The 26,328-nt window shown below is 71.3% G+C and carries 16 protein-coding genes, 1 tRNA gene and 1 pseudogene; 12 read left to right on the top strand and 6 right to left on the bottom strand.

Annotated elements, in window-relative coordinates:
- Positions 1-95: 95 nt before the first annotated feature.
- Positions 96-1,613, bottom strand: a complete 1,518-nt coding sequence (locus tag H577_RS0101800) for a DEAD/DEAH box helicase (protein WP_029144498.1) — start codon at positions 1,611-1,613, stop codon at positions 96-98.
- A 165-nt stretch (positions 1,614-1,778) separates the two neighbouring features.
- On the opposite strand from H577_RS0101800, the gene H577_RS0101795 reads away from it, so the two are divergent.
- Positions 1,779-2,492, top strand: a complete 714-nt coding sequence (locus tag H577_RS0101795; RefSeq protein ID WP_029144497.1) for a ferritin-like fold-containing protein — start codon at positions 1,779-1,781, stop codon at positions 2,490-2,492.
- Positions 2,493-2,514: 22 nt separating this feature from the next.
- Here H577_RS0101795 and H577_RS0101790 read toward each other — a convergent pair whose 3' ends face one another.
- The gene (locus H577_RS0101790) at positions 2,515-2,805 is read right to left on the bottom strand and encodes a hypothetical protein (RefSeq protein ID WP_029144496.1); all 291 of its coding nucleotides are present in this window, start codon (positions 2,803-2,805) and stop codon (positions 2,515-2,517) included.
- Entirely contained in the window at positions 2,805-3,029 is a 225-nt protein-coding gene (locus H577_RS0101785) for a DUF3107 domain-containing protein (protein WP_029144495.1), read from the bottom strand. The genes H577_RS0101790 and H577_RS0101785 overlap by 1 nt, the downstream gene beginning before the upstream one ends.
- A 147-nt stretch (positions 3,030-3,176) precedes the next feature.
- On the opposite strand from H577_RS0101785, the gene H577_RS0101780 reads away from it, so the two are divergent.
- Together H577_RS0101780 and H577_RS0101775 are read left to right on the top strand one after the other, a co-directional pair.
- The gene (locus H577_RS0101780; protein ID WP_051191597.1) at positions 3,177-6,338 is read left to right on the top strand and encodes a UrvD/REP family ATP-dependent DNA helicase; all 3,162 of its coding nucleotides are present in this window, start codon (positions 3,177-3,179) and stop codon (positions 6,336-6,338) included.
- Positions 6,335-9,655, top strand: a complete 3,321-nt coding sequence (locus H577_RS0101775; RefSeq protein WP_051191595.1) for an ATP-dependent DNA helicase — start codon at positions 6,335-6,337, stop codon at positions 9,653-9,655. Before H577_RS0101780 ends, H577_RS0101775 begins: the two co-directional genes overlap by 4 nt.
- Before the next feature lie 180 nt (positions 9,656-9,835).
- Here the strand turns inward: H577_RS0101775 and H577_RS0101770 are convergent, their stop codons facing one another.
- Entirely contained in the window at positions 9,836-11,161 is a 1,326-nt protein-coding gene (locus tag H577_RS0101770) for a phosphotransferase (protein WP_029144492.1), read from the bottom strand.
- A 63-nt stretch (positions 11,162-11,224) separates the two neighbouring features.
- Here H577_RS0101770 and nudC point away from each other — a divergent pair, with 63 nt between their 5' ends.
- On the top strand, positions 11,225-12,253 hold the full coding sequence (nudC, locus tag H577_RS0101765) for an NAD(+) diphosphatase (RefSeq protein WP_029144491.1): 1,029 nt from the start codon (positions 11,225-11,227) through the stop codon (positions 12,251-12,253).
- A complete protein-coding gene (locus H577_RS0101760) occupies positions 12,232-14,013 on the top strand; it encodes an ATP-dependent helicase (protein ID WP_036283272.1) in 1,782 nt (593 codons plus the stop codon). The genes nudC and H577_RS0101760 overlap by 22 nt, the downstream gene beginning before the upstream one ends.
- Here the strand turns inward: H577_RS0101760 and H577_RS18015 are convergent.
- A pseudogene (locus H577_RS18015) lies at positions 13,895-14,419 on the bottom strand (TOMM precursor leader peptide-binding protein); the annotation flags it as partial. The gene H577_RS0101760 and the pseudogene H577_RS18015 overlap by 119 nt on opposite strands.
- A 320-nt stretch (positions 14,420-14,739) precedes the next feature.
- Positions 14,740-16,269 (bottom strand): zinc-dependent metalloprotease, encoded by a 1,530-nt coding sequence (locus tag H577_RS14730; protein ID WP_084515726.1) that lies wholly within the window; start codon positions 16,267-16,269, stop codon positions 14,740-14,742.
- A gap of 126 nt (positions 16,270-16,395) precedes the next feature.
- On the opposite strand from H577_RS14730, the gene H577_RS0101745 reads away from it, so the two are divergent.
- The 7 genes from H577_RS0101745 (at position 16,396) to H577_RS14720 (ending at position 26,321) form a co-directional block, all read left to right on the top strand.
- A complete protein-coding gene (locus H577_RS0101745; protein ID WP_029144488.1) occupies positions 16,396-17,529 on the top strand; it encodes a YlbL family protein in 1,134 nt (377 codons plus the stop codon).
- A gap of 63 nt (positions 17,530-17,592) precedes the next feature.
- Positions 17,593-20,511, top strand: coding sequence for a UPF0182 family membrane protein (locus tag H577_RS0101740; RefSeq protein ID WP_029144487.1), 2,919 nt, complete (start codon positions 17,593-17,595; stop codon positions 20,509-20,511).
- Between the two features lie 64 nt (positions 20,512-20,575).
- Positions 20,576-20,649 (top strand) — tRNA-Met (locus tag H577_RS0101735).
- A 286-nt stretch (positions 20,650-20,935) separates the two neighbouring features.
- On the top strand, positions 20,936-21,847 hold the full coding sequence (locus tag H577_RS0101730) for a hypothetical protein (protein ID WP_029144486.1): 912 nt from the start codon (positions 20,936-20,938) through the stop codon (positions 21,845-21,847).
- Positions 21,848-22,012: 165 nt separating this feature from the next.
- Entirely contained in the window at positions 22,013-22,579 is a 567-nt protein-coding gene (locus H577_RS0101725) for a recombinase family protein (RefSeq protein WP_245570307.1), read from the top strand.
- The gene (locus tag H577_RS16840; RefSeq protein WP_051191592.1) at positions 22,576-25,788 is read left to right on the top strand and encodes a hypothetical protein; all 3,213 of its coding nucleotides are present in this window, start codon (positions 22,576-22,578) and stop codon (positions 25,786-25,788) included. The genes H577_RS0101725 and H577_RS16840 overlap by 4 nt, the downstream gene beginning before the upstream one ends.
- Positions 25,785-26,321 carry a DUF1643 domain-containing protein gene (locus H577_RS14720; RefSeq protein WP_051191591.1) on the top strand — a complete coding sequence of 179 codons (537 nt, stop codon included), beginning with the start codon at positions 25,785-25,787 and terminating at the stop codon, positions 26,319-26,321. The genes H577_RS16840 and H577_RS14720 overlap by 4 nt, the downstream gene beginning before the upstream one ends.
- The last annotated feature ends 7 nt before the right edge of the window (positions 26,322-26,328 follow it).

Here is a 26,328-nt window from a genome sequence, read left to right as displayed (position 1 = left end):
CGGGGCGCGTGACGCGTCGGGCCCAGGCGTTCGCGACGCGTCGGGCCGGGGCGGGATGCCTCGTGCGCGGGTGGCAGGTGGGGGTCGGGTCCGGCTCAGGCCCCGGTGGCCGGCGAGCCGGCACCGGAGCGGCGACGCCGACGGCGTCGTGCCGGGGCGGGCTTGCCGTCCCGGTGTTCACGGCCGCTGCCGTCGTGCGTGCCGGTGCCCTCGGCGTCGGCGTCGGATGCGGCAGCGGGACGTGACCCGTCCGCACCGGCGGCGGGGGCAGCATCCTCGGTGAACGTCGAGCCGACGCGCTGGTCGGCACCGGCGCGCCGACGACGCCGCCGACGGGTGGTGCCGGCGGATCCGGCGTCGGCTGCGGCATCCGTCGCCTTCTGCGGCTGCGAGCGGCGGGGGGTCTTCACCGACTGGGTGCGCGGCGCGGTGACGATGCGGCCCTTGGTGCCGGCGGGGATGTCGAGGTCGGCGAACAGGTGCGGGCTCGACGAATACGTCTCGACCGGCTCGGGCTGCCCGAAATCGAGTGCCCGGTTGATGAGGGCCCACTTGTGCAGGTCCTCCCAGTCGACGAACGTCACCGCGATGCCGGTCTTGCCGGCACGGCCGGTGCGCCCCGCACGGTGCAGGTAGGTCTTCTCGTCGTCGGGGATGGTGTGGTTGATCACGTGCGTGACGTCGTCCACGTCGATGCCGCGCGCGGCCACGTCGGTCGCGATCAGCACGTCGCGCTTGCCGGCCTTGAACGCCGCCATGGAACGCTCCCGCGCCTCCTGGCTCATGTCTCCGTGCACGGCACCCGCGTTGAAACCGCGGTCGGTCAACTCGTCGACGAGCTTCTGCGCCGCGCGCTTGGTGCGGGTGAAGATCACCGTCTTGCCGCGGCCTTCGGCCTGCAGGATGCGGGCGATGATCTCGTCCTTGTCGAGCGAGTGCGCGCGGTAGACGAGGTGGCGGATGTTCGCCTGGGTGAGTCCCTCGTCCGGGTCGGACGCGCGGATGTGGATCGGGTTCGACATGAACCGCCGTGCCAGCGCCACGATCGGGCCGGGCATGGTCGCGCTGAACAGCTGGGTGTGCCGGGCCGCGGGCACCTTCTGGAAGATCTTCTCGATGTCGGGCAGGAACCCGAGATCGAGCATCTTGTCGGCCTCATCGAGCACCACCTCGGCGGCGTGCGACAGGTCGAGCAGTCGCTGCCCGGCCAGGTCGATGAGCCGGCCCGGGGTGCCCACCACGATCTGCGCGCCGGCGCGCAGCTGCTCGATCTGCCCCTCGTATGCCTTGCCGCCGTAGATGGCGACCACCGTGGTGGAGCGGTTCGAGGTGAGCATGTCCATGTCTTCGTACACCTGCACCGCGAGTTCGCGGGTCGGCACCACGATCAGTGCCTTCACGCCGGGTTCGGGGTCGAGTCCGAGACGCTGCACCACGGGGATGCCGAAGCCGAAGGTCTTGCCGGTGCCGGTCTTGGCCTGGCCGATGATGTCCTGGCCGGGAAGGCTCAGCGGGATGGTCTGCTCCTGGATCGGGAACGTGTCGGTGATGCCGCGGGCCGCGAGCGCCTCGACGATGTCCTGGTCCACGCCGAGTTCGGCGAAAGTGGTCACGATGTGTATGCCTGTCCGATGTCAGGGCGGCCGCAGGGCCGCCACGCGAAGGTCCACGCCCTCTCGTCATCCGCAGGCGCGGGGCCCCGGTCCGTCGCCGGGGCATGTCGAGTCTACCCGAGCGACCTGCTCGGCCCCGCGGCGCCACCCCGTAGGCTGTATCGCGTGTTCGGGTGGTTCAAGAGGCGGCGGCCGGCGGTGCGCCCGCTGCGGCTGCGCTCGCGCGACGAGGTGGGGGATGCCACGCGGGTGGCGTTCGAGGACCTCGCACCCGACATCGACACGTTCCTGGGGCAGGCCGCGTACCTGCAGCTGGGCTACGTCGAGACGCTCAGCGAGCTGATCGCCTCGACGCCGCAGCTTCAGGCGAAAGAGGCGCTGTCGCGCGCCGCGGGCGCGGCACTCACCAAGCACCAGGCCATCGTCGCGCTGATCCGCGAGCGCGGTGCGGACCCGACCGAGCTGATGCTGCCGTTCCGCGAGCCGCTGGACGCGTTCCGCACCGCCACCCACGGCCTGCGCCCGTACGAGACCATGCTCTCGGTGCACATCACCGCCGGGATGCTCGACGACTTCTACGACGCGCTCTCGCACAGCTACGGCGAGGCCGGCGCCCGGGTGGCGCGCATCCTGCAGGCCGACGCCGACCGGGCGCAGGTGGTCGAGATGCTCGCGGCGGCGATCGCCGGCGACGACGAGCTGCGCTCGCTGCTGGCGATGTGGGGGCGGCGCCTGGTCGGCGACACCATCCTCATCGCCCGGGCGGCGCTGAGCACCCCGACGCTGGACGCCGCTGAGAGGCAGCAGGTCGAGCCGGTGTTCACCGGACTGCTCGGCGCGCACGCCCGCCGCATGGAGGCGCTCGGGCTCAGCGCCTGACGGCTCCCGGCCGCGGTGCGGGTCAGGCGATGCCCAGTCGTTCCCGCTCGCGCTCGTCGTGACGACGTCGTACCCGGGTGAGCACCCCGACGGCCGCGTACACCACGACGGTGGGCACGACGAGGGTGCCCAGCCACAGCCACGGGCTCGAGGTGCCCACGCCGGCCCAGGTGAGCACCGTCCACAGTGCGCCGCCGACCACGGCGCCGATCATCGGGGCCGGCACCGGCCCGCGGGTGTCGCGCCCCGGCATCGTGAAGTGCGCGAGGGCGCCGATCGCCGCCCCGTAGATGAGGGCGAGGACGATCTCCATCAGGCGACGAACCCGACCCGGCGCACGTCCTCGGTGCCGAGCTCCACATACGCCAGGCCCGCCGTGGGCACGATGTAGGAGTTGCCCTTGCTGTCCGAGAAGGTCACGTGCGTCGCCCCGGACTCGAGTGCTCCGGTCACGGCCGAGCGCACGGCATCCGCCGACTGGTCGGTCTCGAAGTTCAGTTCACGTCCGGTGTTGACGATGCCGATGCGGATCTCCACGGATCACTGCCTTTCTGCGCCGGATTGCGGGTATGGCAACTCTACGACACCGCGCCGACCGCCCGGCCGCCCGCACGCTCAGGGCGAACGGTCCGTCGTCGGGCGTGAGGCCGGCATGTCGGCGGCACGCGATAGCGTGGCCGGGCGATGACACCAAAGACCACCCGCACCGACGCGCCCGGCACCCCGACCGCCCGGCCGCACGAGCCCGTGCCACTGGATCCCCGCCAGCGCCGGGTCGCCGAGCTTGCCGCCGACGCCTCCGGCACGGTCGCCGGGGCCGGCGGCACGGGCAAGACCACCGCGCTGGTGGCACGCCTGCAGACCCTGGTCGCCCGCGACGGGCTGCACCCCGACGAGGTGCTCGTGCTCACCCCGAGCCGTCCCACCGCGACCGCGCTGCGCGACCGACTGGGACTGGCCGTCGACGTGGCGACCTCCGGGGCGCTGGCCCACTCGATCACCTCGTTCGCGTTCCGGCTGGCCCGCGGCCACGCGGTGCACGCCGGCGCCGAACCGCCTCGGCTGCTCACCGGGGGCGACGAGGACGCCATCATCGCGGACCTGCTCTCCGGCGACGCCGAGGACGAGGCATCCGGCGCTCGTCGCTGGCCGCAGTGGCTCACCGCCGACATCCGGGCCACGCGGGGGTTCCGCAGCGAGGTGCGGGCGTTCTTCGCCGAGTGCGCCACACTCGGCATCGACCCCGAGCGATTGCGCCTCCTGGGCGGGCGGTTCGGCGTCGAGGAATGGCAGGCGACCGCCTCGTTCTTCGCCGAGTACCTGCAGGTGCGTGCCGAGATGCGGGGGGCGCACCGGGATGCCGCGGGCCTGGTGCGCGAGGCCGTCGGCCTGGTACGCGCCGCCGATGCGGCCGCGCTGGGCGCGTTCGGCGGGCTGCGGGCGATCCTCGTCGACGACGCGCAGGAACTGACCGGCGGGGGAGTGGACCTGCTGATCGCCTGCCGCGACCGCGGTGTGCCGGTGATCGCGTTCGGCGACCCCGACATCGGCGCGGGTGCGTTCCGTGGCGCGACACCCGAGAACTTCGCCCGGCTCACGGCCGCGCTGGGGCCCGTGCACGTGCTCGACGAACCGCACCGCGGCACCGCCGCCCTCGTCGATCTGGCCCGTGCCGTCACCGCGCACATCGGCACCGCCGGCGGCATCGCGCACCGCCGGCCACCCACGGGCGCCGCCGCCGACGACAGTGTGCGGGCGCTGCTGCTGCGCTCGGGCGCTGAAGAGAGCGACGTCATCGCGCGGCTGCTGCGCGAGCGGCACGTACGCGACGGTGTGCCGTGGAACCGCTGCGCCGTCATCGCACACGACACCCGCCAGGTCGCCGCACTGGCCAGCGAGCTGAGCGCGCGCGAGGTGCCCGCACGGGCCGCCGGCCCCGGACGGCCGCTGGGCACGCTGCGCCCGGTGCGAGACCTGCTGCGCCTGGTCGAACTGGCCGCGGTCGACCCGGACGAGTGGACCGGCGAGCTGGTCCAGGACGCGTTCCTCGGCGTCGCCGGGGGCTTCGACCCGGTGCAGCTGCGCCGGCTGCGCACCGCGCTACGGCACGCCGAACTGCGCGCCGACGGCACCCGCTCGGCGACGCAGCTGCTGGTCGACGGATGCCGCCACCCGATCGAGTTCGACCTCGTCGACACCCGTGAGGCCCGACGCGCCGCCCGGCTGGCCCGCACCCTGGCTGCGGTGCGCGCGGCCCGCGCCGACGGGGCCACCGCCCATGAGTTGCTCTTCAGCGCGTGGGAAGGGTCGGGTCTGGAACGCGAATGGGCGCACGCCGCCGGCGGCAGCGGGCCGCTCGCCGAGCAGGCCGGACGCGACCTCGACGCGGTCGTCGCCCTGTTCCAGGCCGCGAAGCGCTTCGACGAGCGGCACGACGACGCCACCGCCGACCCGATGGTCTTCGTCCGCGGCATCCTGCACAGCGACGTCGCCGAAGACCGGCTGGATGCCGCCGCCGTCACGCCCGCGGTCGCCGTGCTCACCCCCGCCGGAGCACTGGGCACCGAGTTCGATACCGTGGTGATCGCCGGGGTGCAGGACGGCGTGTGGCCGAACACGCGGCTGCGCGGCAGCCTGCTGCAGACCTGGCGGCTCGCCGACGCCGCCACCCGGGCGGCCGGCGACGACGCGGCGCCCGGCGTCATCGACCGCCGCCGCGCCGTGCTGCACGACGAACTGCGGCTGTTCGTGCGCGCGATCTCGCGCGCCGCCGGCCGGCTCGTGGTCACCGCGGTCGACGACGACGACACCGGACCGAGCCCGTTCTTCGAGTTCCTGCCCGACCCGCAGCCGGCGGGTGCCCTCGCCGAGCACCCGCTGTCGCTGCGCGGCCTGGTCGCGCGCCACCGACGCACCCTCACCGAGCAGCGCCCGGCGCCCGCGCGGGCGCATGCGGCAGGCCAGCTCGCACTGCTCGCCGACGCGGGCGTTCCCGGCGCGCATCCCGACCAGTGGTACGGCATCGCCGCCGCCACCGCGGACGGTCCGCTGCGCGAGCCCGACGGCGAACCGCTGCGGGTCTCGCCGTCGCGGCTGCAGACCCTCGAGACCTGCGCGCTGGACTGGGCGATCGGCGAGCTCGGGGGAGACTCCTCGGGCGCGACCGCGGGCCTGGGCACCATCATCCACGCCGCCCTCGAACATGCCGATGGCACGGACGAACCCGGGCTGTGGCAGCTGGTCGCCGACCGCTGGGGCGAGCTCGAGTTCGAATCGGCCTGGCTCGAGCGTGCCACACGCACGCAGGCGGTCGACCTGGTGCGGCGACTGCACCTGTACCTGCAGCGGTTCGCGGCATCGGGTGGGGCACTGCTCGACGCCGAACCGCACTTCGAGGTGCCCATATCGATCGGCGACGGGGAGCGGGCGGTGCTCAGCGGCTACATCGACCGGGTCGAGCGAACCGCCGACGGGCGCGTCGTGATCGTCGACCTGAAGACGGGCAAACGTGAACCGCAGACCGATGCGAAGGTCGCCGACAACCCGCAGCTGGCCGCCTACCAGCTCGCGTTCGAAGCAGGGGTGATCGCCGGCACCGAAGGGGCCGACCCCGGGGGTGCCAAGCTGCTCGTGCTGCGTCCGACCGCGCGGCAGAAGGACTACGCCGAGCCGTGGCAGCCGCCGTTCGACGACGAGAGCCGGGCGGCGTTCCTGCACCGCATCCGTGTCGCCGCCGACCTCATGCGCGGCACCGCGTTCCCCGCCCCGTACGAGGAACACTGCCGCGACGAGCACGCCTACGGGCTGTGCCGCATCCACACCATCGGGGCGGTGAGCGCCTCATGACGGATGCCACCACCGCACGTGCGCGGACCACGCCGGGCGCCGGGGAGCTCAGCCCGCAGGTGATCGCCGCCGCGCTCGGCCAGTTCCCGCCCACCGACGAGCAGGCCGCCGTCATCGCCTCGCCGCTGCAACCGGCCCTCGTGGTCGCCGGGGCCGGTAGCGGCAAGACCGAGACCATGGCCGCGCGGGTGGTGTGGCTGGTCGCCAACTCCCTGGTGCGCCGCGACGAGATCCTCGGTCTCACGTTCACCCGCAAGGCCGCCGGTGAGCTCGCCGAACGCATCCAACGGCGTCTGGCGCGCCTGGCCGAGTTCGAACGCCGTGGCCTGCTGGCCCACCTGCCGGATCTGCACGCCTCGGGAGCGCTCGACGTGTTCGGGCAGATGGAGCGTCGTGGCGCCGGCGACCGGGAGCGGCACGACGCCCTCGACCGGCTGGCTGCCGGGGTGGGCGCGCAGCCGGTGCCCGCCGACACCGACGCGCTGCTGCACCGGCCGACCGTGGCCACCTACAACAGCTTCGCCGACGGCATCGTCCGCGAACACGCCGTACGCATCGGGCGCGATCCCGAGGCGGTGGTGCTCAGCGAATCGGCCGCGTGGCTGCTCATGCGCCGCGTCGTGCTCGGCAGCGACGACGAGCGGCTCGAGCACCTCGACCGTTCGACCCGCACGATCATCGACGCCGCCCTGCGCATCGCCCGCGACCGGGTCGACAACGTCGTCGACCTCGACCAGCTGGCGGCGTTCCCGGCACGGCTGCGCACCGTCCTCACGCTGCCCAGTGAGAACGCCCGCACCAGCGTGTACAAAGAGGTGCGGGATGCGGTCGCCTGCGTCGACGCCCTCGAGGTGCTCGCCGACCTGGCGCGCGACTACGACGCGCACAAACGCCGGCTGGGCGTGCTCGATTTCTCGGATCAGGTCGCCGGCGCCCGCCGCATCGTCCGCGAGCACCCCGCGGTGGCCGCGGAGATCCGCGACCGATACCGGGTCGTGCTGTTGGACGAGTACCAGGACACCTCTGTGGTGCAGACCGAGCTGCTGGCGACGCTGTTCGCCGACGGGGCCGTGATGGCCGTCGGCGACCCGCACCAGGCCATCTACGGTTGGCGCGGCGCGAGCGCCGGAAACCTGGGCGGGTTCGCCGCGGCGTTCAGTCGCGACCGGCCGTGCGGCACGTTCGCGCTGATGACCAGTTGGCGCAACAGTTCGCGCGTGCTGGACGCGGCATCCGCCGTGCTCGCCCCGCTGGCGACGTCCGCCGCCGTGCCTGTCGGCCGGCTGCGACCGCGCCCATCGGCGGCGGACGGCGAGGTGTGCATCGCGGTCGAAGACGATCTGGATGCCGAAGCCGACCGCGTCGCGGAATGGTTCGCCCGCGTGCGGGCTGAGCGTGCCCAGGCGGGTCGGACGACGACCGGGGCGGTCCTGTTCCGCAGCAAGAAGCACATGGTGCGGTTCGGTGACGCCCTCGCCGCGCGGGGCATCCCGCACCGCATCCTGGGGCTGGGCGGACTGCTGTCCACCCCCGAGGTGGTCGACGTGGTCAGCGCCCTGCGGGTCATCAGCGACCCGCGAGCGGGCTCGGCGCTCATCCGCCTGCTGGCGGGGCCGCGGTGGCGCATCGGGCTGCCCGACCTGCGCGCCCTCGCCGACCTCGCACGGCGCCTCTCCCGCCACGACGCCGCCCTGCAACGGCTCGAACCCGAGATCGCCGAACGCATCCGCACGTCGGCGGGCGACGAGTCCGGTTCGATCGTCGACGCCCTCGACGCGCTGATCCGCTTCGACGACGACCACGGCTGGCTGGCCGGCTTCACCCCGGTCGGCCGGGAACGACTGCGCGAGGCCGCCACCGTGTTCGCCGGACTGCGGCGCTCGGCGGGTCTGCCCATCGCCGAGCTCGTGCGGCTGATCGAGCTCGAGCTGCGCCTGGACGTCGAGCTGGCCGCCAACGAGACACGCGGGCCGGCACGCATCGCCTCGGCCCAGCTGCGCGCGTTCGTCGACGAGGTGCACACCTTCCTCGCCGCCGACGAGAGCGGGTCGCTGCCGAGCCTGCTGGCCTGGCTCGACCACGCCGAACAGCTCGACGAGTTCGCACCGCGCACCGAGCCGCCCGAGGACGACGTGGTGCAGCTGCTGACCATCCACGGGTCCAAGGGGCTGGAATGGGATGCCGTCGCCGTGGTGCGCATGGTCGAGGACGAGCTGCCCACCGCCGCCAAAGACACCAAGGGATGGCTCGGATTCGGGGTGCTGCCGTACCGGTTCCGCGGCGACGCCGCGTGGCTGCCCGAGTTCGCGTGGCAGCAGGCGCAGACCCAGCAGCAGCTCAAACGCGCCCTAGACGACTTCGTGCACGCACACCGGGAGCGGCAGGTGCGCGAGGACCGGCGGCTGGCCTACGTCGCGGTCACCCGTGCCCGCGACCACCTGCTGCTGACCGCGTCGCCGTGGGCGGGCACGACCCGACCCCGGGCGCACAGTCGGTTCCTGCACGAGATCGCCGACGCCCTGCACATCGAGCTCGCGCAGGCGGATCCGGGAGAGAACCCGTACCTCGGCGAGCGGCGCCTGCTGCACTGGCCGATGGACCCGCTCGGCGCCCGTCGCGCGCGGGTCGAGCAGGCCGCCGACATCGTCCGCGCCGCGCTGGCCGCAAAACGGGTGCGCCCCGACGACGACCTGGCGCTTCTTCTGGCCGAACGCGAGCTGCGCGCCGCGCCGGCTCTCGGCGGCGCGCCCGTGCGCATCCCCGCCTCGCGGTACAAGGACTTCGTGGCCGACTACGAGGGCACCGTGGCGGCGCTGGCCCGCCCGTTGCCGGAGCGACCGTACCGGCAGACCCGGCTGGGAACCCTGTTCCACGCCTGGGTCGAGCGCCGCTCGGGCCTGGTGGGCACCGCCGGGTCGCTGGACGACGCGCTGTGGGAGTCCGACGACGAGACCGGGGTGCCGTCGCCGGGCGATGAGCAGGCCCTGCGCGCCTGGAAGGACGCCTTCGAGCGGTCGGAATGGGCGGACCTGCGACCCATCGCGGTCGAAACCGAGATCGACTTCCGCTTCCACGGCCTGGACGACCGTGACCACCTCGCCATCTGCAAGCTCGACGCCGTGTACCGGCGCGGCGACCGTATCGAGATCGTCGACTGGAAGACGGGCGCGCCGCCTCGGGACGAGGCATCCCGGAAAGCGAGGATGCTGCAGCTCGAGCTGTATCGTCAGGCCTACCACCGCAAACACGGTGTTCCCCTCGAGCAGATCGACGTCACGCTCTACTACGTGGCGCACGACCTCGTGCTGCGGGGGTGATGGTGTCCGGGCGTGTGCGCTCTGTGCCAGGATCGGCGGCCCGAGGCCGGCCGTAGGGCCGGGTTCAGCCGCCGGAAGGCGCTCGGGGTGCCGGAAGCGGTCGTCGGAGTGCCGGATGCGCGACAGTCGTCGGGGTGCCGGAGGAGGGACGGTCGGGGGATACCGTCGGCCGGAGGGGTGTCAGGACGACGCGGCCCAGCGGCGCAGCGCCGCCTGCGAGGCACGGTCGGCCTCTTCGGCGTCGGCGGTGCCGGAGCCGACCCAGTCGACGCCCTCGATCGGCGCGGTCGCCTCGCCGTCCTCGCCCGAGCCGGCGCCGCCTGTCGGGGCATGGCCCGAGAAGGCATCGGCCGACGGCGCGTCGGCGGGCGGGGCGTCCGGGGATGACACCCGGCCCACGAGCGGGTCGGCGGACGTCGACGCGGCCGAGACCGCGGACAGGTCGTCTGCCGCGAACGCGGTGTCCTCGGCGTCGTAGGCATCCGTCTGAAGCGACGTGTCAACGGCGCCGACCGCGGTGGCGGGGGTCTGCGCGAGCAACGCGATCGCATCGTCCACGTCCCCACCGTCCTCGGCGAGAAGGTCGTCGTCGATGACCGTCTCGGCCAGGGCGGTGAGCAGTCCGACCGCGTCGTCGACGATGTCGTCCCGACCGCTGTCGTGTCCGTGCACCAGCCACTGCGCGAACTCCAGTTCGGCGTACAGGCGGGCGCGGGTGCGCACGGCGTCGTCCGGCGTGCGGGCCGACGAACCCAGGTATGCCGCGAAGACGTCGTCCGCGGCATCCGGTGCCGACGACAACCAGTGCAGATCGGCCGCCGGGTCGCCCACGCCCAGCCCCGACCAGGCCAACAGGCCGGTCACCGTGGGTACGCCCTCGACGTCCTCGAGCAGGAAGGCGTCGGCGCCGGTCCCGCCGCAGGTCACGGCCGTCTCGAACCGCCACAGCCGGTCGGCGGCCAAGGCACGACTCCAACGCGACAGCAGCGACACCGGTACGCCGTGATGGGTCGAGGTGACCCGGTCGAGCAGGCGCGAGACCTCGGCGCGCACCTGCTCGGCGTCACGCACCGGCAGGCCGGCGTTGCGCGCGACGGACTCCGGAAGCGCGTGTACGGCCGCCAGCGCCGCCCCGAGCGACCAGGCCGCGCCGCGTCCGGCCGGCACGTGCACGGCATCCACCCGGTAGCCCGCGAGATGATCGGTGATCAGGGCGGGACGCCCCTCCAGCACGGCCGTGCCCAGCGGCGTCGGTGCCCGGAACGGCAGTTGGGCACGCACCCCCGAGGTCAGGGCGTGCAGCGCCCGGTCCTCGGCGGTCAGTTCGGCCGCGGCGTCGTCATCGGTGGCGACCCGGACGACGACCCGACGGCCGTCCGCGAGGTCGACGACCGCGGCGTCGTAACGCCCCGCGCCGTGCTCGGTGAGCGCGGCGACGCCCACGACCGAGACCTGCTCGAGAGCCGATGTCACCGTCGCCGCTAGAGTGAGAGGTGAGCGTGCCATGCCCCCCAGGGTAGGTCTGGCCCGGCGGTCGGACCGGTCGCCACGCCCTGGACGGAGGTATCGATGACGCCACTCGGCGCGAGCGGCGATGCCGTCGCACCCCGCCCCGCTCGGATCGCCGGGTCTTCGGCGCCGGGCGTCACGGCCCACGCCGGCTTCGATCCCCACGCGGCCGAGCGCGCCGATCCCGCCCTGCTGACCCGCTTGCGCGCCGACGGGCGGACCCGGGTGCTCGTCGTGCGCGGCGACCGCGCGCTGGTGCGCCGGGGGGAGGGCACCGGTCACGCGCACCTGCACTGGTGGCGCACCGCGCAGGTGCCCGGCGGCGCGGACTGGGCCTTCCTCGGCCGCGGCGACGACGGTGCCGCGATCCTGGCGGCGGTGTTCGACGCAGAGGCGGGCGGCCCCGCGGATGCCGACGCGGATGGCGGTGTGGGCGCACCCGCCGACCCCGACGTCGACGCGGGCGCCGGGGAATGGGCTGCGCTGCGTGAGGTCGGCGGCCTGCTGGACGCGACCGAGGCGGCGACACTGGTCACCGCGGTTTCGCTCGGCCGATGGCTGCGCGAGGCACCGTTCTGCCCTGCCTGCGGGTCGCGCACCCGCGTTGTGCAGGCGGGCTGGGCGAGGGTGTGCGACGGGTGCGGCCGCGAGCATTTTCCGCGCACCGACCCCGCCGTGATCGTCGCGGTCGAAAGCGCCACCGATCCCGACCTGCTGCTGCTGGGCTCGAACACGCTGTGGGGGCCCGACCGATACTCGTGCTTCGCCGGGTTCGTCGAGGCGGGGGAGTCCGCCGAGCAGGCCGTGGTGCGCGAGCTCGCCGAGGAATCGGGCGTGCAGGTGCGCGACGTGCGGTACGCCGGTTCGCAGGCATGGCCGTATCCGCGCTCGCTCATGCTCGGCTTCCGTGCGCGGGCGGCCGACGACGCTGCGGCCCGGCCCGACGGCGACGAGATCGCGGCCGTGCGGTGGTTCACCCGGGAACAGATCGGCCGCGCGCTCGCAGGCACCGCCGACGGCATCCGTCTGCCCGGCCCGGCGTCGATCGCGCACCGCCTCATCGCCGAATGGCACGCGGAGGCGCGGTGAGCGGCGTACTGGACGGGCTGGACGAACGGCAGCGCGAGGCGGCCACCGCACTGCGCGGGCCGGTGTGCGTGCTGGCCGGCGCCGGTGCCGGAAAGACCCGGGTGATCACCCACCGCATCGCGCATGGCGTCGACACCGGCGCGTACTCGCCGAACCGGGTGATGGCCGTCACCTTCACCACCAAGGCCGCCGGCCAGATGCGCGGGCGACTGCGCGCCCTGGGGGTCACCGGTGTGTCGGCGCGGACCTTCCACGCCGCGGCGCTCGCGCAGCTGAACTTCTTCTGGCCCACCGTCGCCGGCGACACCGCTCCCGCGATCGTCGACAACAAGGTGCGGCTGCTCGCCCATGCCGCCGACGGCATCGGACTCGACCTCGACACCCCGACCCTGCGCGACGTCGCGTCGGCGATCGAGTGGCGCAAGGTCACGATGAGGTCGGTCGAGGCCTATGCCGCGGCCCGGCCGAACGGCATCGGCCGGCTCGACGTGCAACGCGTCGTCGACCTGCAGCACGCGTATGAGAAGCTCAAGGACGAGCGCCGGCAACTGGACTTCGAGGATGTGCTGCTGGCCTGTGCCGGCATGATCGAGGCCGAACCGCGGGTCGCGCAGGCCGTGCGCGAGCAGTACCGGCACTTCACCGTCGACGAGTTCCAGGACGTCTCGCCACTGCAGCACCGGCTGCTCGAGCTGTGGCTGGGGGATCGTCACGACCTGTGCGTGGTGGGGGATGTCAGTCAGACGGTGTACTCGTTCGCGGGGGCGGATGCCTCGTTCCTGCTCGAGTTCTCGCGCCGCCACCCCGATGCGCGTGTGGTGCGGTTGGAGACCAGCTACCGCTGCGCCGGTCCGGTGCTCGAGGTGGCCAACGAGCTCATGCGCGGCCGGCCGGGCGCGCTGCGGCTGCAGTCTGCCCGCGATCGGGCCGCGTCGCCGGTTCCCACCGTCACCGGGTACCCGGACGACGCCGCCGAGGCGCGCGGCGTGGCGGCGGCGGTGGCGGCCCAGATCGACGCGGGCGCCGACCCGCGCAGCATCGCCGTGCTGTACCGCGCCCACGCACAGTCCGCCGAACTGCTGGCCGCATTGGCGGACCGGCAGATCCCCGCCACGGTGCTGGGCGGCAAGCGGTTCTTCGACCTGCCCGAGGTGCGGCAGGCCGTGCTCGCCCTGCGCGGCGCGTCGGTGGCACCGACCGAGCACGGATTCGTCGACACGGTGCGCGACGTGCTGCGCTCGGTGGGCCTGACCGACGACCCGCCGCCTGCCGGAGGTGCCCTGCGCGAGAGCTGGGAGGCGCGGCGTGCCCTGCTGCGTCTGGCCGAGGAGGCACCGCCACACACCACGCTGCGCACCTTCACCGACGACCTGCTCGCCCGTGCCAAAGACCAGCATGAGCCGGCCATGCGCACCGTCACCTTGGCGACGCTGCACGCCGCCAAGGGGCTGGAGTGGGATCACGTGCACCTGGTGGGGGTGGCCGAGGGCCTGCTGCCGATCTCGTACGCGACCACGTTCGAGCAGGTCGACGAGGAGCGGCGCCTGGCGTACGTCGGCGTCACGCGGGCCGCGCGTACGTTGTCGGTGACGTGGTCGCGGGGCGGTGCCCGGGGTGAGCGCTCGGTGTCGCGCTTCGTTCGGGAGATCGGCACCCGCACTCTGCGTGTGGTCGATGCAGATGCGAGGCCCGGCGCATCGACGCGGCGCTCAGCGTCACCGAGCGCGACGCGCGGGCGCGCGCCTCGTCCGGCTCGCTGAGCAGGCGCACCGCCGTCAGGCCCGCCTCCAGCGCCAGCGCTCCAGGCACGACGGGTGTCGGCCGGTCGAGCAGCTGCGCGGCGATCGCCGGCCACGACGGGTCGGCGTCACGCCGGGCCGCCGCCACGCACATCAGGCAGGCGGACACGCCCGGGCGCACCAGCGGGCCCACGGTGACCTGCCCACCGCTGAAGACGACCGGAAGGTGCGGCACATCGTCGCGCAGCAGCGCCGCGGTGACACGCGGGTCGGGCACGTGCGCGCACACGAGCACCACTGTGGCATCCGCACCGCTCGGCACCCCCGCCTGCGCGAGCACGCCGGCCAGCGCAGTGGCGGCGCCGCCGAGGTCGGCGCGCACCGGTTGCACGCGCGCCGCACGCGGTGGGGCGACCGGTGCGGCCATGGCGGGCCGCAGCAGGTCGGCCAGCGCGCGTGCGGCCGCCTCGGTGCCGCCGAGTGCGACGGCGACCGGTTCGAGGGCGGGCTCCGGGATGCCACGGGTCAGGGCGTCGACCAGACGCAACTGCCACGGCGTGGGGGAGTCGAGGACGATGTCGCCGTCCGCCCCGAACTGCAGCACGTCGGGCGTGCGCCATACGGGCGGCCGGCCGGAATCGAGGACCAACATGCCCCGATTGTGCACGCGCCGCACCGGCGTGTCGCAGTTGTCCACAGGTGGGTTCGTGATTCCGCGGTCGAACCCGCCCTGTGGAGGCGGCGATGTCAGACCGGCTGCGGGCCCTCCGGCCGCCCCGGACCGTCCTCGTCGCTTCCCGAGCCGCCGTCGTCCGAGCCGGCGTCGCCCGAGCCGCCGCCGTCCTCGTCTTCGTCCGAGCTACCACGGTCCGACCCGGTGTCGCCATCGGTGTCGGCGTCGCCGGTGCCGGCGTCCGTGTCCGTGTCCTGATCCTCGAGCCGGGGCACGTCGCCGCGCAGCAGCGCGTCGAGCGCGTCATCCATCTCGTCGCGCTGCGGCTGCTCGCCCCGCGCCCGCGCCTGCAGGCGCTGGATCAGCGCCGACGGGTCGTCGATGTCGCTGGCCTCGGGCATGAGGTCGGGGTAGTCCCACAGCGCGTCACGATCGCCGATGCCGACGGCATCCGTGACGGCACGCCACATCGCCGCAGCCTCGCGCATCCGCCGCGGCCGCAGCTCGAGCCCGACCAGGCTGCCGAGTGCCTTCTCAGCGGGCCCGCCGACCGCGCGACGTCGGCGCACCGCCTCGGCGATCCGCGCCGCCGACGGCAGTCGCCCCGTGGCGTCGGCGGTGACCACGTCGACCCAGCCCTCGATGAGGGCCAGCAGGTTCTCGAGCCGGGTCAGGGCCGCCGCCTGCGCGTCGGTGCGCGCCGGCAGCAGCGCGCCGTTCTGCAGCGCCGTGCGCAGCTCTTCGGGGTCGGAGGGGTCGAAGCGCGACGCCAGTTCTTCGAGAGCGGCGGTGTCCACGTGCAGCCCGCGGGCGAACTCGGTCACCTGCGTGATCACGTGCAGGCGCAGCCACCGTGCGTGCCGGAACAACCGGGCGTGCGCGAGCTCGCGGGTCGCCAGGTACAGCGCCAACTGGTCGTCGGGCACCTCGAGGTCCCGGCCGAAGTCGGCGAAGTTCTGCGGCAGGATCGCCGCTTGCCCGGACGGCATGACGGGGATGCCCACGTCACCGCCGGTGACCACCTCGAGCGAGAGCCGGCCGATCACCTGGCCGAGCTGGGTGGCGAACAGGCTCGCCGCGATCGTACGCATCACCTGCGAGGCGCCCTGGATGATCGCGCGCATCTCTTCGGGCGCCTGCGTGCGCATCGCCTCGGTGAGCGCGTCGGCGATGCTGGTGGCGACCGGCTCGGCGAGCTCCTGCCACACCGGCAGGGTGGCCTGAACCCAACCGCCGCGGGTGATCGCCCGGGCGGGCTCGGCGAGCTCGGCGATCGTGGTGGCCTCGCCCAGCCACAACCCGGCCAGGGTGAACGCCTGGTCGAACTCGCCGCGTTGACCGGCGGTGATCCCCAGATCGCCCTGATTGGCGATGTGCAGCGCCTGCTGTTTGGCGACGTCCCATGAGATGCCGCCGCTCGGTGCGGAACGGAACGCGGAGTGCAACTGCTGCATCATGTTCTGCATCATCGCCGGGTCCACACCCATCGCCCGCAACTGGGCGAGCTGGTCGGGGTCGGGGCCACCGGCACCGCCGGCACCGCCGAACAACTGTCGCAGCAGCTCTTGGAAGTCGTCCTCGGGGCTGCGGTCGTCCTCTGCCACTTCAGTCGCCTTTCAGCACGGGATCCGGGTGTGGTTCTACGCTAGTCGCACGGATCGCACCGATCCGCGGCCGATCCGCGTCGCAGCTACGCCGGTCGCGAACGACGACAACACGGAAGGTCGCCTGTGGCGCTGTTCGACGAGAACGTGACGATCGGCCCCGCGCCGCGCCGGGGCCGTCCCCGCGCGGCCGTGTTCGGGTCGTGGGCGCTCAGCGTGGCGCTGATCGTCCTGCTGATCCTCACCTTCCTGCCCACCGGCTACATCATCCAGCGCCCCGGGCCGGTGTTCAACACGCTCGGGTCGGCCCCGGACGCGAACGGCGACGACGTCCCGCTCATCCAGATCTCGGGTGCGAAGACGTACCCCACCGACGGCTCGCTCGACCTGCTCACCGTCCAGGTGGTGGGAAACCCCGACCGCACGCCGTCGTGGCTGGAGCTGGCCACCGCCTGGTTCGACCCGGCACGGGCGGTGCTGCCGTTGCAGGCGATCTTCCCGCAGGGGCAGAGCGTGCAAGAACGCGACCAGGAGTCGGCCGACATGATGGTCGACTCGCAGAAAGAGGCCACCGCCGCCGCCCTCACCCACCTCGGCTACACGGTCACCCCGAAGGTCACGGTGCGCTCGGTCGTCGCCGACGCCGCCGCGAAGGGCATCCTGCAGGTCGGCGACGTGCTGCTCGAAGCGGACGGTAAAAAGATCACCGACGGCGACGCGCTGCGGCAGGCGATCACGGATGCCGCGGGCTCACCCGTCCACTTCGTCGTCCAGCGCGGGTCTGCCCGGCTCGATGAGACCGTCACTCCGCACAAGACCACGGTCGACGGCCAGACGCAGTGGCTGATCGGCATCACCATGATCACCGATTTCGACTTCCCGATCGACGTGCGGATCCGGCTGAACAACGTCGGCGGCCCGTCGGCCGGCCTGATGTTCTCGCTGGGCATCATCGACACGCTCACCCCGGGCGCACTGGGCGGCGGCAGACAGATCGCCGGAACCGGCACCATCGACGCCAAAGGCACGGTCGGGCCGATCGGCGGCATCCGGCAGAAGCTGTACGGGGCGCGAAACGCCGGTGCCCGCTACTTCCTGGCCCCGCAGAGCAACTGCAACGAAGTGGTCGGCCACGTCCCCGCAGGGCTCCGCGTGTTCGCGGTGTCGAGCCTCGACGACGGGCTGCACGTGCTCGACACGCTGCGCACCGGCGGCGACCTCGACGCATTGCCCACCTGCACTCCTGCGCCGAGTTCCTGAGCGAGCGCCGGGGGTGGGCGCCCTGGCCCCTGGCCGGCCGGGCGGCCCGCCTAGGATGAAAGGGTGACCACGACACATCCGCCGGCACCGGCGCCCCGCCGTTCACGCCGCGTCATCGCGATCTCACTCGTCGTCATCGCCGCACTCGTGGTGGCGTTCTTCGTCTTCGCGAACCTGTACACCGACTGGCTCTGGTACGACCAGCTCGGGTTCGCCGGCGTGCTGACCACACAATGGCTGGCGCGCACCGGCATGTTCGCGATCGGGTTCGTCGGCATGGCACTGCCGGTGTGGCTGTGCATCCAGCTCGCCTACCGGCTGCGGCCGGTGTACGCCCGGCTCAGCTCGCAGCTGGACCGGTACCAGGAGGTCGTAGAGCCGCTGCGCCGGCTGGCGATGTGGGGGATCCCGATCTTCTTCGGTTTCTTCGCCGGGTTCGCGGCATCCACCCAGTGGGAGACGGCCGCCCTGTGGCTGAACGGTGTGACCACCAAGGTCACCGACGCGCAGTTCGGGCTCGACACCGGCTTCTACATGTTCGCCCTGCCGTTCTACGCGGGGCTGCTGGGCTTCGCGTCGGCGGTCGTGCTGATCTGCCTGCTCGTTTCGGCGGTGGTGTCGTACCTGTACGGGGCGGTGCGCATCGGGCAGCGTGAACTGCGCATCTCGAAGTCCGCGCGCATCCAGTTCGCGGTGCTCGCCGGCCTCTACCTGCTGTTGCAGGCGGCGAGCCTGTGGCTCGACCGGTACAAGACGCTGGTGTCGCAGAACGGCCTGATCACCGGGCCCGGCTACACCGAGACCGCCGCGGTCATCCCCGGGCAGATGATCCTGTCGATCATCGCGGCACTGGTGGCCGTGCTCTTCTTCGTCACCGCCGCGATCGGGCGCTGGCGCTACCCGCTGATCGCCACGGCGCTGTTGATCGTGTCGTCGATCGTGCTGGGCATGGCCTATCCCTGGGTCGTGAACGTCGTGCAGGTCAAGCCGAACGCGCTCACGCTCGAGAAGGAGTTCATCCAGCGGAACATGGACGCCACCAAGGCCGCCTACGGTCTGGACGGGCTGGAGACGATCCCGTTCGCCGCGAAGACCACCGCGAGCAAGGGGCAGCTGCGGGCGGATGCCGACACCACCGCGCAGATCCGGATCATGGACCCGGCGATCATCGGACCCACGGTGCAGCAGCTCGAGCAGTACCGCTCGTACTACCGGTTCCAGAACCCGCTCGACGTCGACCGGTACGAGCTGGACGGCACCTCGCAGGACACCGTGGTCTCGGTGCGCGAACTGAACCTGAACGCGCTCGGGTCGAACGTGTCGTGGCAGAACTCCACGCAGATCTACACGCACGGCTACGGCATCGTGATCGCGAAGGGCAACGCCCGCACCAGTGACGGAATGCCGGTGTTCATCGAGCGCGGCATCCCGGCGACCGGGTTCCTGTCGGACAAGCAGTTCGAGCCGCGCGTCTATTTCGGTCAGTCCTCGCCCACCTACTCGATCGTGGGCGCACCGAAGGGGGCCGCGCCCATCGAACTGGACTATCTGTCGGGCGCCGAGGGTGCGAACGAGGTCAAGACCACCTTCACCGGCGACGGCGGTCCCAACATCGGCAGCTGGTTCAACCGGCTGGTGTACGCGCTGAAGTTCCAGTCCGAGCAGATCCTGTTCTCAGACAGCATCAACCCCGAGTCGCAGATCCTCTACGACCGCGACCCGATCACGCGCGTGCACAAGGCAGCGCCGTACCTGACGCTGGACGGCGACACCTATCCGACGGTCGTCGACGGCCGGATCGTGTGGGTGGTCGACGGGTACACGACCAGCGCCGACTACCCGTACTCGCACACCACGAGCTTCTCGAAGGCGATCGCCGACTCGACGGGGCAGACCCCGACCCTGGCGATGGACGACATCAACTACATCCGCAACTCGGTGAAGGCGACCGTCGACGCGTACGACGGGCACGTGACGCTGTACGCGTGGGACGACACCGACCCGGTGCTGCAGACGTGGCAGAAGATCTACCCGTCCACCGTCAAGCCGCTGTCGCAGATGAGCGGTGACCTGATGAGCCACGTGCGCTACCCGACCGACCTGTTCAAGGTGCAGCGCAACGTGCTCGGCACGTATCACGTCGACGACCCGCAGTCGTTCTTCCGCAGCGACAACAAGTGGATCACCCCCGACGACCCGCAGACCACCGGCAAGCTGCAGCCGCCGTATTACCTGACGATGAAGATGCCCGGGCAGGACTCGCCCGAGTACTCGATGTTCACGAGCTTCATCCCCGAGTCGACGGCGGGCAGCGAGTCGCGCAACGTGCTGATGGGCTATCTGGCGGTCGACTCGAACGCGGGTGACCAGAACGGCACGAAGCGGGCCGACTACGGCAAGCTGCGGATGCTGGAGATCAGCGCCGACACGCCGGTGCCGGGCCCCGGTCGGGTGCAGAACAACTTCGACGCGCAACCGGCGGTCTCGCAGTACCTGAACGTGCTCAAGCTGGGCGACTCGCAGGTGCTGAAGGGCAACCTCCTGACGCTGCCGGTGGGCGGCGGCCTGCTGTACGTGCAGCCGGTGTACGTGCAGTCGTCGGGGGCGACCAAGCTGCCGACCCTGCAGAAGGTGCTGGTGGCCTTCGGCGACCAGGTGGCGTTCGAAGACACCCTGGCCGAGGCACTGGACTCGCTGTTCGGCGGCGACTCGGGTGCCGACACCGGCGACAGCGAGGTGACGCCCACACCGGGACCGAGCCCGTCGACCTCACCGTCGACCGGCGGCGGGTCGACTCCGGCGCCCACCCCGAACCCGGGGACATCGGTGGCGTTCCAGGCGGCGCTGCAGCAGGCCAAGCAGGCGCTGACCGACCGCCAGGCGGCGCTCGCCAAGGGCGACTGGGCGGCGTACGGCGAGGCCGACGCCCGGCTCACCCAGGCGCTGGACACGCTGCTGAAGCTGTCGGGCGACCAGCCCTGACCGCCGGCTCTCGCGACCGGGTGCGCCGACCACCCTGCGCGGCATGCTAAGCTGAATGACGTGCCGCGGGGTGGAGCAGTTCGGTAGCTCGCTGGGCTCATAACCCAGAGGTCGTAGGTTCAAATCCTGCCCCCGCAACAAGGAAAAGGCTCCTGACCAGGAATTCTCTGGTCAGGAGCCTTTTGCATGCGCTGGCACTGAGGGCCCGACTACTCACATTCATCGATGGGTTCTCGGTGGCTGACGCCCACCATGTGCGGGAGGCTTGCGCAAGTGAGCAGCCCCGCAGGAGACACGGCTAGGCTCGGGCTCAGTGTGAGGGTGGACGCGCCGCTGTTGCGGTGGTTGGGTCCTGATCACTGGTTATCTGGCTCGTAGGCTCGGTGCCGCCCGTTCGCGGGTTGGCGTGCACGATGATGGCTGTGTGAACCACCCCGCGATCACAGAGCCGGCCGAGGACGAAGAGCGGCTTCAGCTGGCTGCGCGCACCGCGCAGCGCATCATCACCCAGTGCCGGGCCCACGCGCAGACCGTGGTCGGAAAGCTTTCCGACCGGATCAAGAGCACATCCGTCAGCACTCCGTGCGGACAGGACGTCGCCGCAGGACGTGCGGGATCCCACCGGGTCGCTTTTCAAGAGCGTCTCGACATCCTGGAGTCGATGAGCAACGCCGTCGTCTCGTACCTGTGCGGTCTTGAAGTGCTTCTCAAGCACGAGACCTTGTATTCGCTGTCGACCGTCCCGATCCTTCGGTCTCTAGCTGAAGTCGCCGCGACGTGCCACTGGATGCTGGAACCAGGACTCACAGCCGACGATCGCGCCGCTCGCGGATACGCCTCACTGTTCCACACCGTGGAGCAGAACAGAGCGCTTGTGGAGGACTACGCCAAAGTTCGTGAGCAGCTGGTGGAGATCGTGACCGAGAGCGGCGGGAAGATCCAGCGACGCGTCCGTGACGGTGAGACTACCGAAGAGGTCGGCACGGTGCGGGTCGGACGCGCTCACGCCAAGACCGCCTTCAAGTACCACCACCGCCTCGAGCAGCAGATCCCGGCGATCAGCTCCATGTATTCAGGCATGTCGGCGATGATCCACGGGGAGACGGCCGCGCTCGGCCTTGCGTGGGACAGCGCCGATGTGCTGTTGCGCATGGTGGCGAAGGTCGCTCTGGAGTCGACGCGGGCGTGGTCTGAGGCAGTGAACACGTGGACCGGCACCGAGTACCAAGCGCCCTTCGTCAACGAGGCCGACGCGGCGAACATCATCAGATCGATGCCGCCGGAGCTGATCGCAGAGTTCGAAGCCGAGCTGCGTCAGGCGCAGGATGGCCGCTGACGCTGTTCAGAAATCGGTCGTCTGCTGAACATTCAGGAGGTGGTCGAAAAGACACGCCCAAGGTGGCCTCAAGTGTTCAAATACTCGTTCATAAACAGGTAGGCTCGGGAATGACAACTGAACACGTTTATTGAACGGAGAGCCGTCGTGGCCCTAGTAGGACTGGTGCGCGTCAGCACCCAGAAGCAGGAGACCCAGCGGCAGCACGACGCGCTGGACCCGATCTGCGTGAAGGTCTTCGAGGAGAAGGTCAGCGGGAAGCTGAAGATCGAGGACCGGCCGGGCCTCGAGGAGGCCCTGGGCTACATGCGCGAGGGCGACATGCTGACCGTGCAGGAGGTCGACCGGCTGGGCCGCAACCTGCTCGAAGGGCTGATCGTGCTCAACGACCTGTTCGAGCAGGGTAAGGCGGTGAAGGTGCTCGAAGGCATCGCGGCCGGCGAGCACACGGAGCGGACCTTCCTGCTCGACCTCGCCCTGGCGCTCGCGGAGGACCGCCGCCGAGACATCGTCAAGAAGACGAAGAACGGACTGGAGGCGGCCCGAGCCCGGGGGAAGGTCGGAGGACGGCCTCGCGTCGTCGACGACGACAAGCGCGCGGTGATCCTGACCCGCCGCGAGAAGGGGCAGTCGATCAGGGTCATCGCCGACGCCGTGGGCGTCTCCGTGGGCACCGTGAGCAGTGTGCTGAAAGACGCAGCGGTCACGGACGATGCGGAGGCCCAGCCATGAGCCTGACGACTGAGCTGCGCGAGGCGGGGTCGCCCATCCGCGCATACCTCGACGGGGTCTCGCCCGTTCTGGCAGCGACGCGCGGGAGCAGCAGCACCGCGCGGCAGATGGCCAGCGCTCTTGGCCTGGTCGACCTCACCAGCAAGCCGCTGATCGTGGCCCGCGACGATGCCGCGGACGGACGTCTGTCCGGGACGGCGTTCGACATCCGGACGCGGATCGAGCTCGGGGGTTTCCACCCGGCGGCCTCGACATCCGCCGCTGGTGTCGAAGCGCTGCCAGGCGTTGCGGCGCTGGTCGAGAATGGCGAGCATCGTGCGGCAGTGCTCGGCGAGGCGTTCCGCATCGGCGAGGAGCTTCTGCGGGATCCCGGCGACCCTTCCGACCTGACGAGGGCCTCGATCCTCCTCGCGTACTGCGAGCAGGTCTACAGGCGCGGTTCAGAGGCGCTGTCCGGGTCGCTCGGAGCGGCCTGCGACGCCGTGGAGGACGGGCTTGGGCTGGCGCGAGCGATCCCGCAATCGGCGGTTGACGACGTCGAAGCACTGCTGGAAGCGAGTCGTCCGCAGATCGACGCGTGGAGGGACCACGTCGCGGCCGGAACGCGCTTCGAGCCGAACCCGGGCTTCAGCGGGGCGAGGCTCCTGGGCGGGGCCGACGGCGACTGGATGATCGGCGGCACGCTCATCGACTGCAAGGTCTACAGCGAGCTGAGCGTCGCCAAGCTGCGCGACTTCCTCCGCCAGCTCCTCGGATACGTCATGCTCGACCTCGAAGACGCATGGGGCATCCGCGGGGTCGGCGTCTGGCTGCCGCGGCAGCAGACGCTGAAGACGTGGACGCTCGAGCAGCTGCTCGGCGGGGATCCTGAGGCGCTCCTGCCGAAGCTGCGCGAGGGCTTCGTCGGCGCGACCGCGCGCAACCAGATCGCCGTGCACGTTCCGGTGTCGGAGCGCCGCAAGCTGCAGCTCCTCGCCGACAATCGCCATACGCCGCACGCCATGCTCATGGCGCTGGCGGCGGGCGACGACACCGATCTCCGGTTCCGGGTCGGGCGCAACGCCTCGTCCCCGACGGACATCGTGAGGCGGCTCGCGCGAGACCGCTACGCCCGTGTGCGCGAAGGCGTCGCCATGAACACGGCAGCGCCAGCCGAGCTGCTGCAGCGGCTCGCTGAGGACAGCAGCGTGATGGTTCGCCGCGCGGTCGCCGCGAACCCGTCGTCGGGCAGTGCAGCGGCACGGTCGCAGACGCAGCTCGCAGGTCGCGCGGACGGCCAGGCTCCTGTCGGGCCGAAGGCGGGCGAGGTCGTGCTGCTCGACGAGCGCCCATCGTCCGAGATCGACATCCGCCGGGTCGAGATCAACCAGGATCGCGATCGGAACGGGACTCCGGGTGTCGTTCTCAACGCGATCCTCCTGGCGATGATGCACGGATCCGGAGACCGAGCGCTCGACAACTGCTTGCCCGAAGCGAGCCGGATCTGGTCCTGGAAGTCAGACAGATCCCTCCGCCTCCCGACGGGGGCATCGCAGGGCCTCCCCGTCGAGATCATCGCGGACCTGATGTCGGACCAGCGTCCCGCGTACGTGCGTCGGATCGCGGCAGGCTCGCTGCCCCTCGGGCACACGGCAGTCCGCCGCGAGCTCTTCGCCGACAACGATCCGGGCATCCGCTGGGATGCCCTCAAACGATCGATGGCCGATCCCGACCCGCTGCTCGGCGAAGTCCTCGCAGAGCTCGGCAGTTCTCGCGCTGCACGAATCGAGTTCGCCGCTGGAGGGCTCGAGCCCCACCAGCGCTGGCGCACGCCGACCGAGTACAGTGACCAGGTCGCACAGCTCGTCGCGCGCCATCCTGCGACACCGACCGAGGTGCTGGCCGATCTGGTCTCAGAGAAGTCACCTGAGGTGCTGCTCGCGTTGGTGAGCAACCCCGCCCTCGGCGAGGAGTCGATGGACGCACTGTGCAGGAAGATGATCAGCATGCGGGCTGGGGCCACGCGCGAGCTGTTCGCCGACTCGGCTTTGACGCCGGCCACGGTGCTCGAAGATCTGTCTGCGGACAAGAGGATCCACCTCCGCGCCGCTGTGGCAGGCAATCCTTCCGCTCCGCTGCACGTACTGTCGCAGCTGGCGCAGGACGAATCGGCCGATGTCCGCCTGGCGGTCATGACGAGCCCTCGGGCACCCAGAGAGCTTGCAGCTTCCATCGCGGAGGCGCTCGTGGCTTCTTCGAACGACCTCGCTCTGCACTCGGTCCTCGTCGAGGTGGAGCGAAGACCGGACCTGGCTGTGCCTGATGACCTGATGGAGGATGCGCTCGACCGCCTCTCGAAGAGCAGGGTCCGCGATCCCGACCTCAGGCGGTATGCGGCGAGGCATCGCCGCACAGGCGTCAGTGCGCTGGAACGCCTTGCGAACAGCAAGCACGCGAAGGTGAGGATCGCGGTTTCGACGAATCCGCGCACCCCATTGAGCGTCCTCGAAGCGCTGGCCCAGGACAAGGCGGCCTCTGTTCGCGCAAGCGTCGCGCGCAACGAGCTGCTCTCGCAGGACACGTTGAACGCTCTTCTCCTTGATGACGATCTGGACGTCCGGATCGCGGCGTATCGAGATCCGACTGCGGACGCAGGAGGGGACAACGCACGCGAATCTCGATCGTTGGGCGAGGTCATCGCAGCGCGGACTCCAACGCCGACGGTTGCAGAGCTGCAGGAGATGGCCGCGAACTCGAGAGCCGAAGTGCGCATCAGGGTCGCGTACAGCGAGCACGCCACGCCGGACATCCTGGCGTTCCTCGGAGGCGAGCGGCGCAGCGCGAAGGTCCGACGGGCCGTCGCCGCGCATCCGAAGACGCCGCCGGAGATCCTCGGATCGCTGGCGACGCGGGACGACGCCGACACGCTCATGTCGATAGCGTTCAATCCAGGCGCGCCGGCCGACGTGCTCGCCGACCTCGCCGGTCGCAGCGCCGAACTGGCGGTAATGGTGGCACTGAATCCGGACGCTCCGATCGAGGTGCTCGAAGCACTGGCGAACGACTCGGACCTGCTCGTCAGGTTCGTCGCGAGGGCTCAGATTGAGGAGCGCCTGCAAGAGGTCGGAGCAGGGGACCCTGATCAAGACCTTGGCATCGGGGATCTGCGAAGGGACCTGGGCATCCGCACGAACTCGCTAGTCGCTGAATCAAAGCGGGCAGAGTCGTGATCGAGTACCTCTTCGGCCACGAGCCCGACTTCTGGGAGCCGAACCCCGGCGTGCCGACGCACCGATTCGCCCTCGGCAGCGCGTCGCGGGCGAGCACAGGCGCGCCGCCGCTGATCGCGATCGGCATGAACCCCTCGCACGCCGCGGAGACGCAGGCCGACAGGACTGTGAACAGGCTCATTGAGGCGAGCGTGCGGCACGGGTACTCGGGCTGGATCATGCTGAACCTCTACCCAGAGCGCTCACCTAAGCCAAGCCAGCTCTCGCCATTCGACCCGGTGCTGTCCGCGCAGAACTGCGCAGCCATCGAGCAGGTAATACGGAGGCACGGCGCGGCCGAGGTGCTCGGCGCGTGGGGCGACATGCCGCACAAGACACTGAAGCGTGCGAAGCGCGACGTCCAGGCACTACTCGACCGCATGGACGTGCGGGTGTTTACGTGGGACCCGCTGACAAAGCAGGGCAATCCGCGGCACCCGAGCCCGCCAGGCAGGCCGTTGCCGATGCTCGGGCCGAAGGTCTACCTGAGCTGAGATCGAG

It is taken from the genome of Microbacterium luticocti DSM 19459 (genome assembly GCF_000422405.1).
In the GTDB taxonomy this organism is placed as follows: Bacteria; Actinomycetota; Actinomycetes; order Actinomycetales; family Microbacteriaceae; genus Microbacterium; species Microbacterium luticocti.
This window is presented reverse-complemented; position numbering and strand designations above follow the sequence as displayed.

Excerpts from the sequence above, each read along its gene's own strand:
- H577_RS0101790 (WP_029144496.1), bottom strand. The coding sequence starts at position 2,805 with ATGGAGATCGTCCTCGCCCTCATCTACGGGGCGGCGATCGGCGCCCTC.
- nudC (WP_029144491.1), top strand. The coding sequence starts at position 11,225 with ATGACGCCACTCGGCGCGAGCGGCGATGCCGTCGCACCCCGCCCCGCT.
- H577_RS0101760 (WP_036283272.1), top strand. The coding sequence starts at position 12,232 with ATGGCACGCGGAGGCGCGGTGAGCGGCGTACTGGACGGGCTGGACGAA.
- H577_RS0101780 (WP_051191597.1), top strand. The coding sequence starts at position 3,177 with ATGACACCAAAGACCACCCGCACCGACGCGCCCGGCACCCCGACCGCC.
- H577_RS16840 (WP_051191592.1), top strand. The coding sequence starts at position 22,576 with ATGAGCCTGACGACTGAGCTGCGCGAGGCGGGGTCGCCCATCCGCGCA.
- H577_RS0101770 (WP_029144492.1), bottom strand. The coding sequence starts at position 11,161 with ATGGCACGCTCACCTCTCACTCTAGCGGCGACGGTGACATCGGCTCTC.
- H577_RS0101775 (WP_051191595.1), top strand. The coding sequence starts at position 6,335 with ATGACGGATGCCACCACCGCACGTGCGCGGACCACGCCGGGCGCCGGG.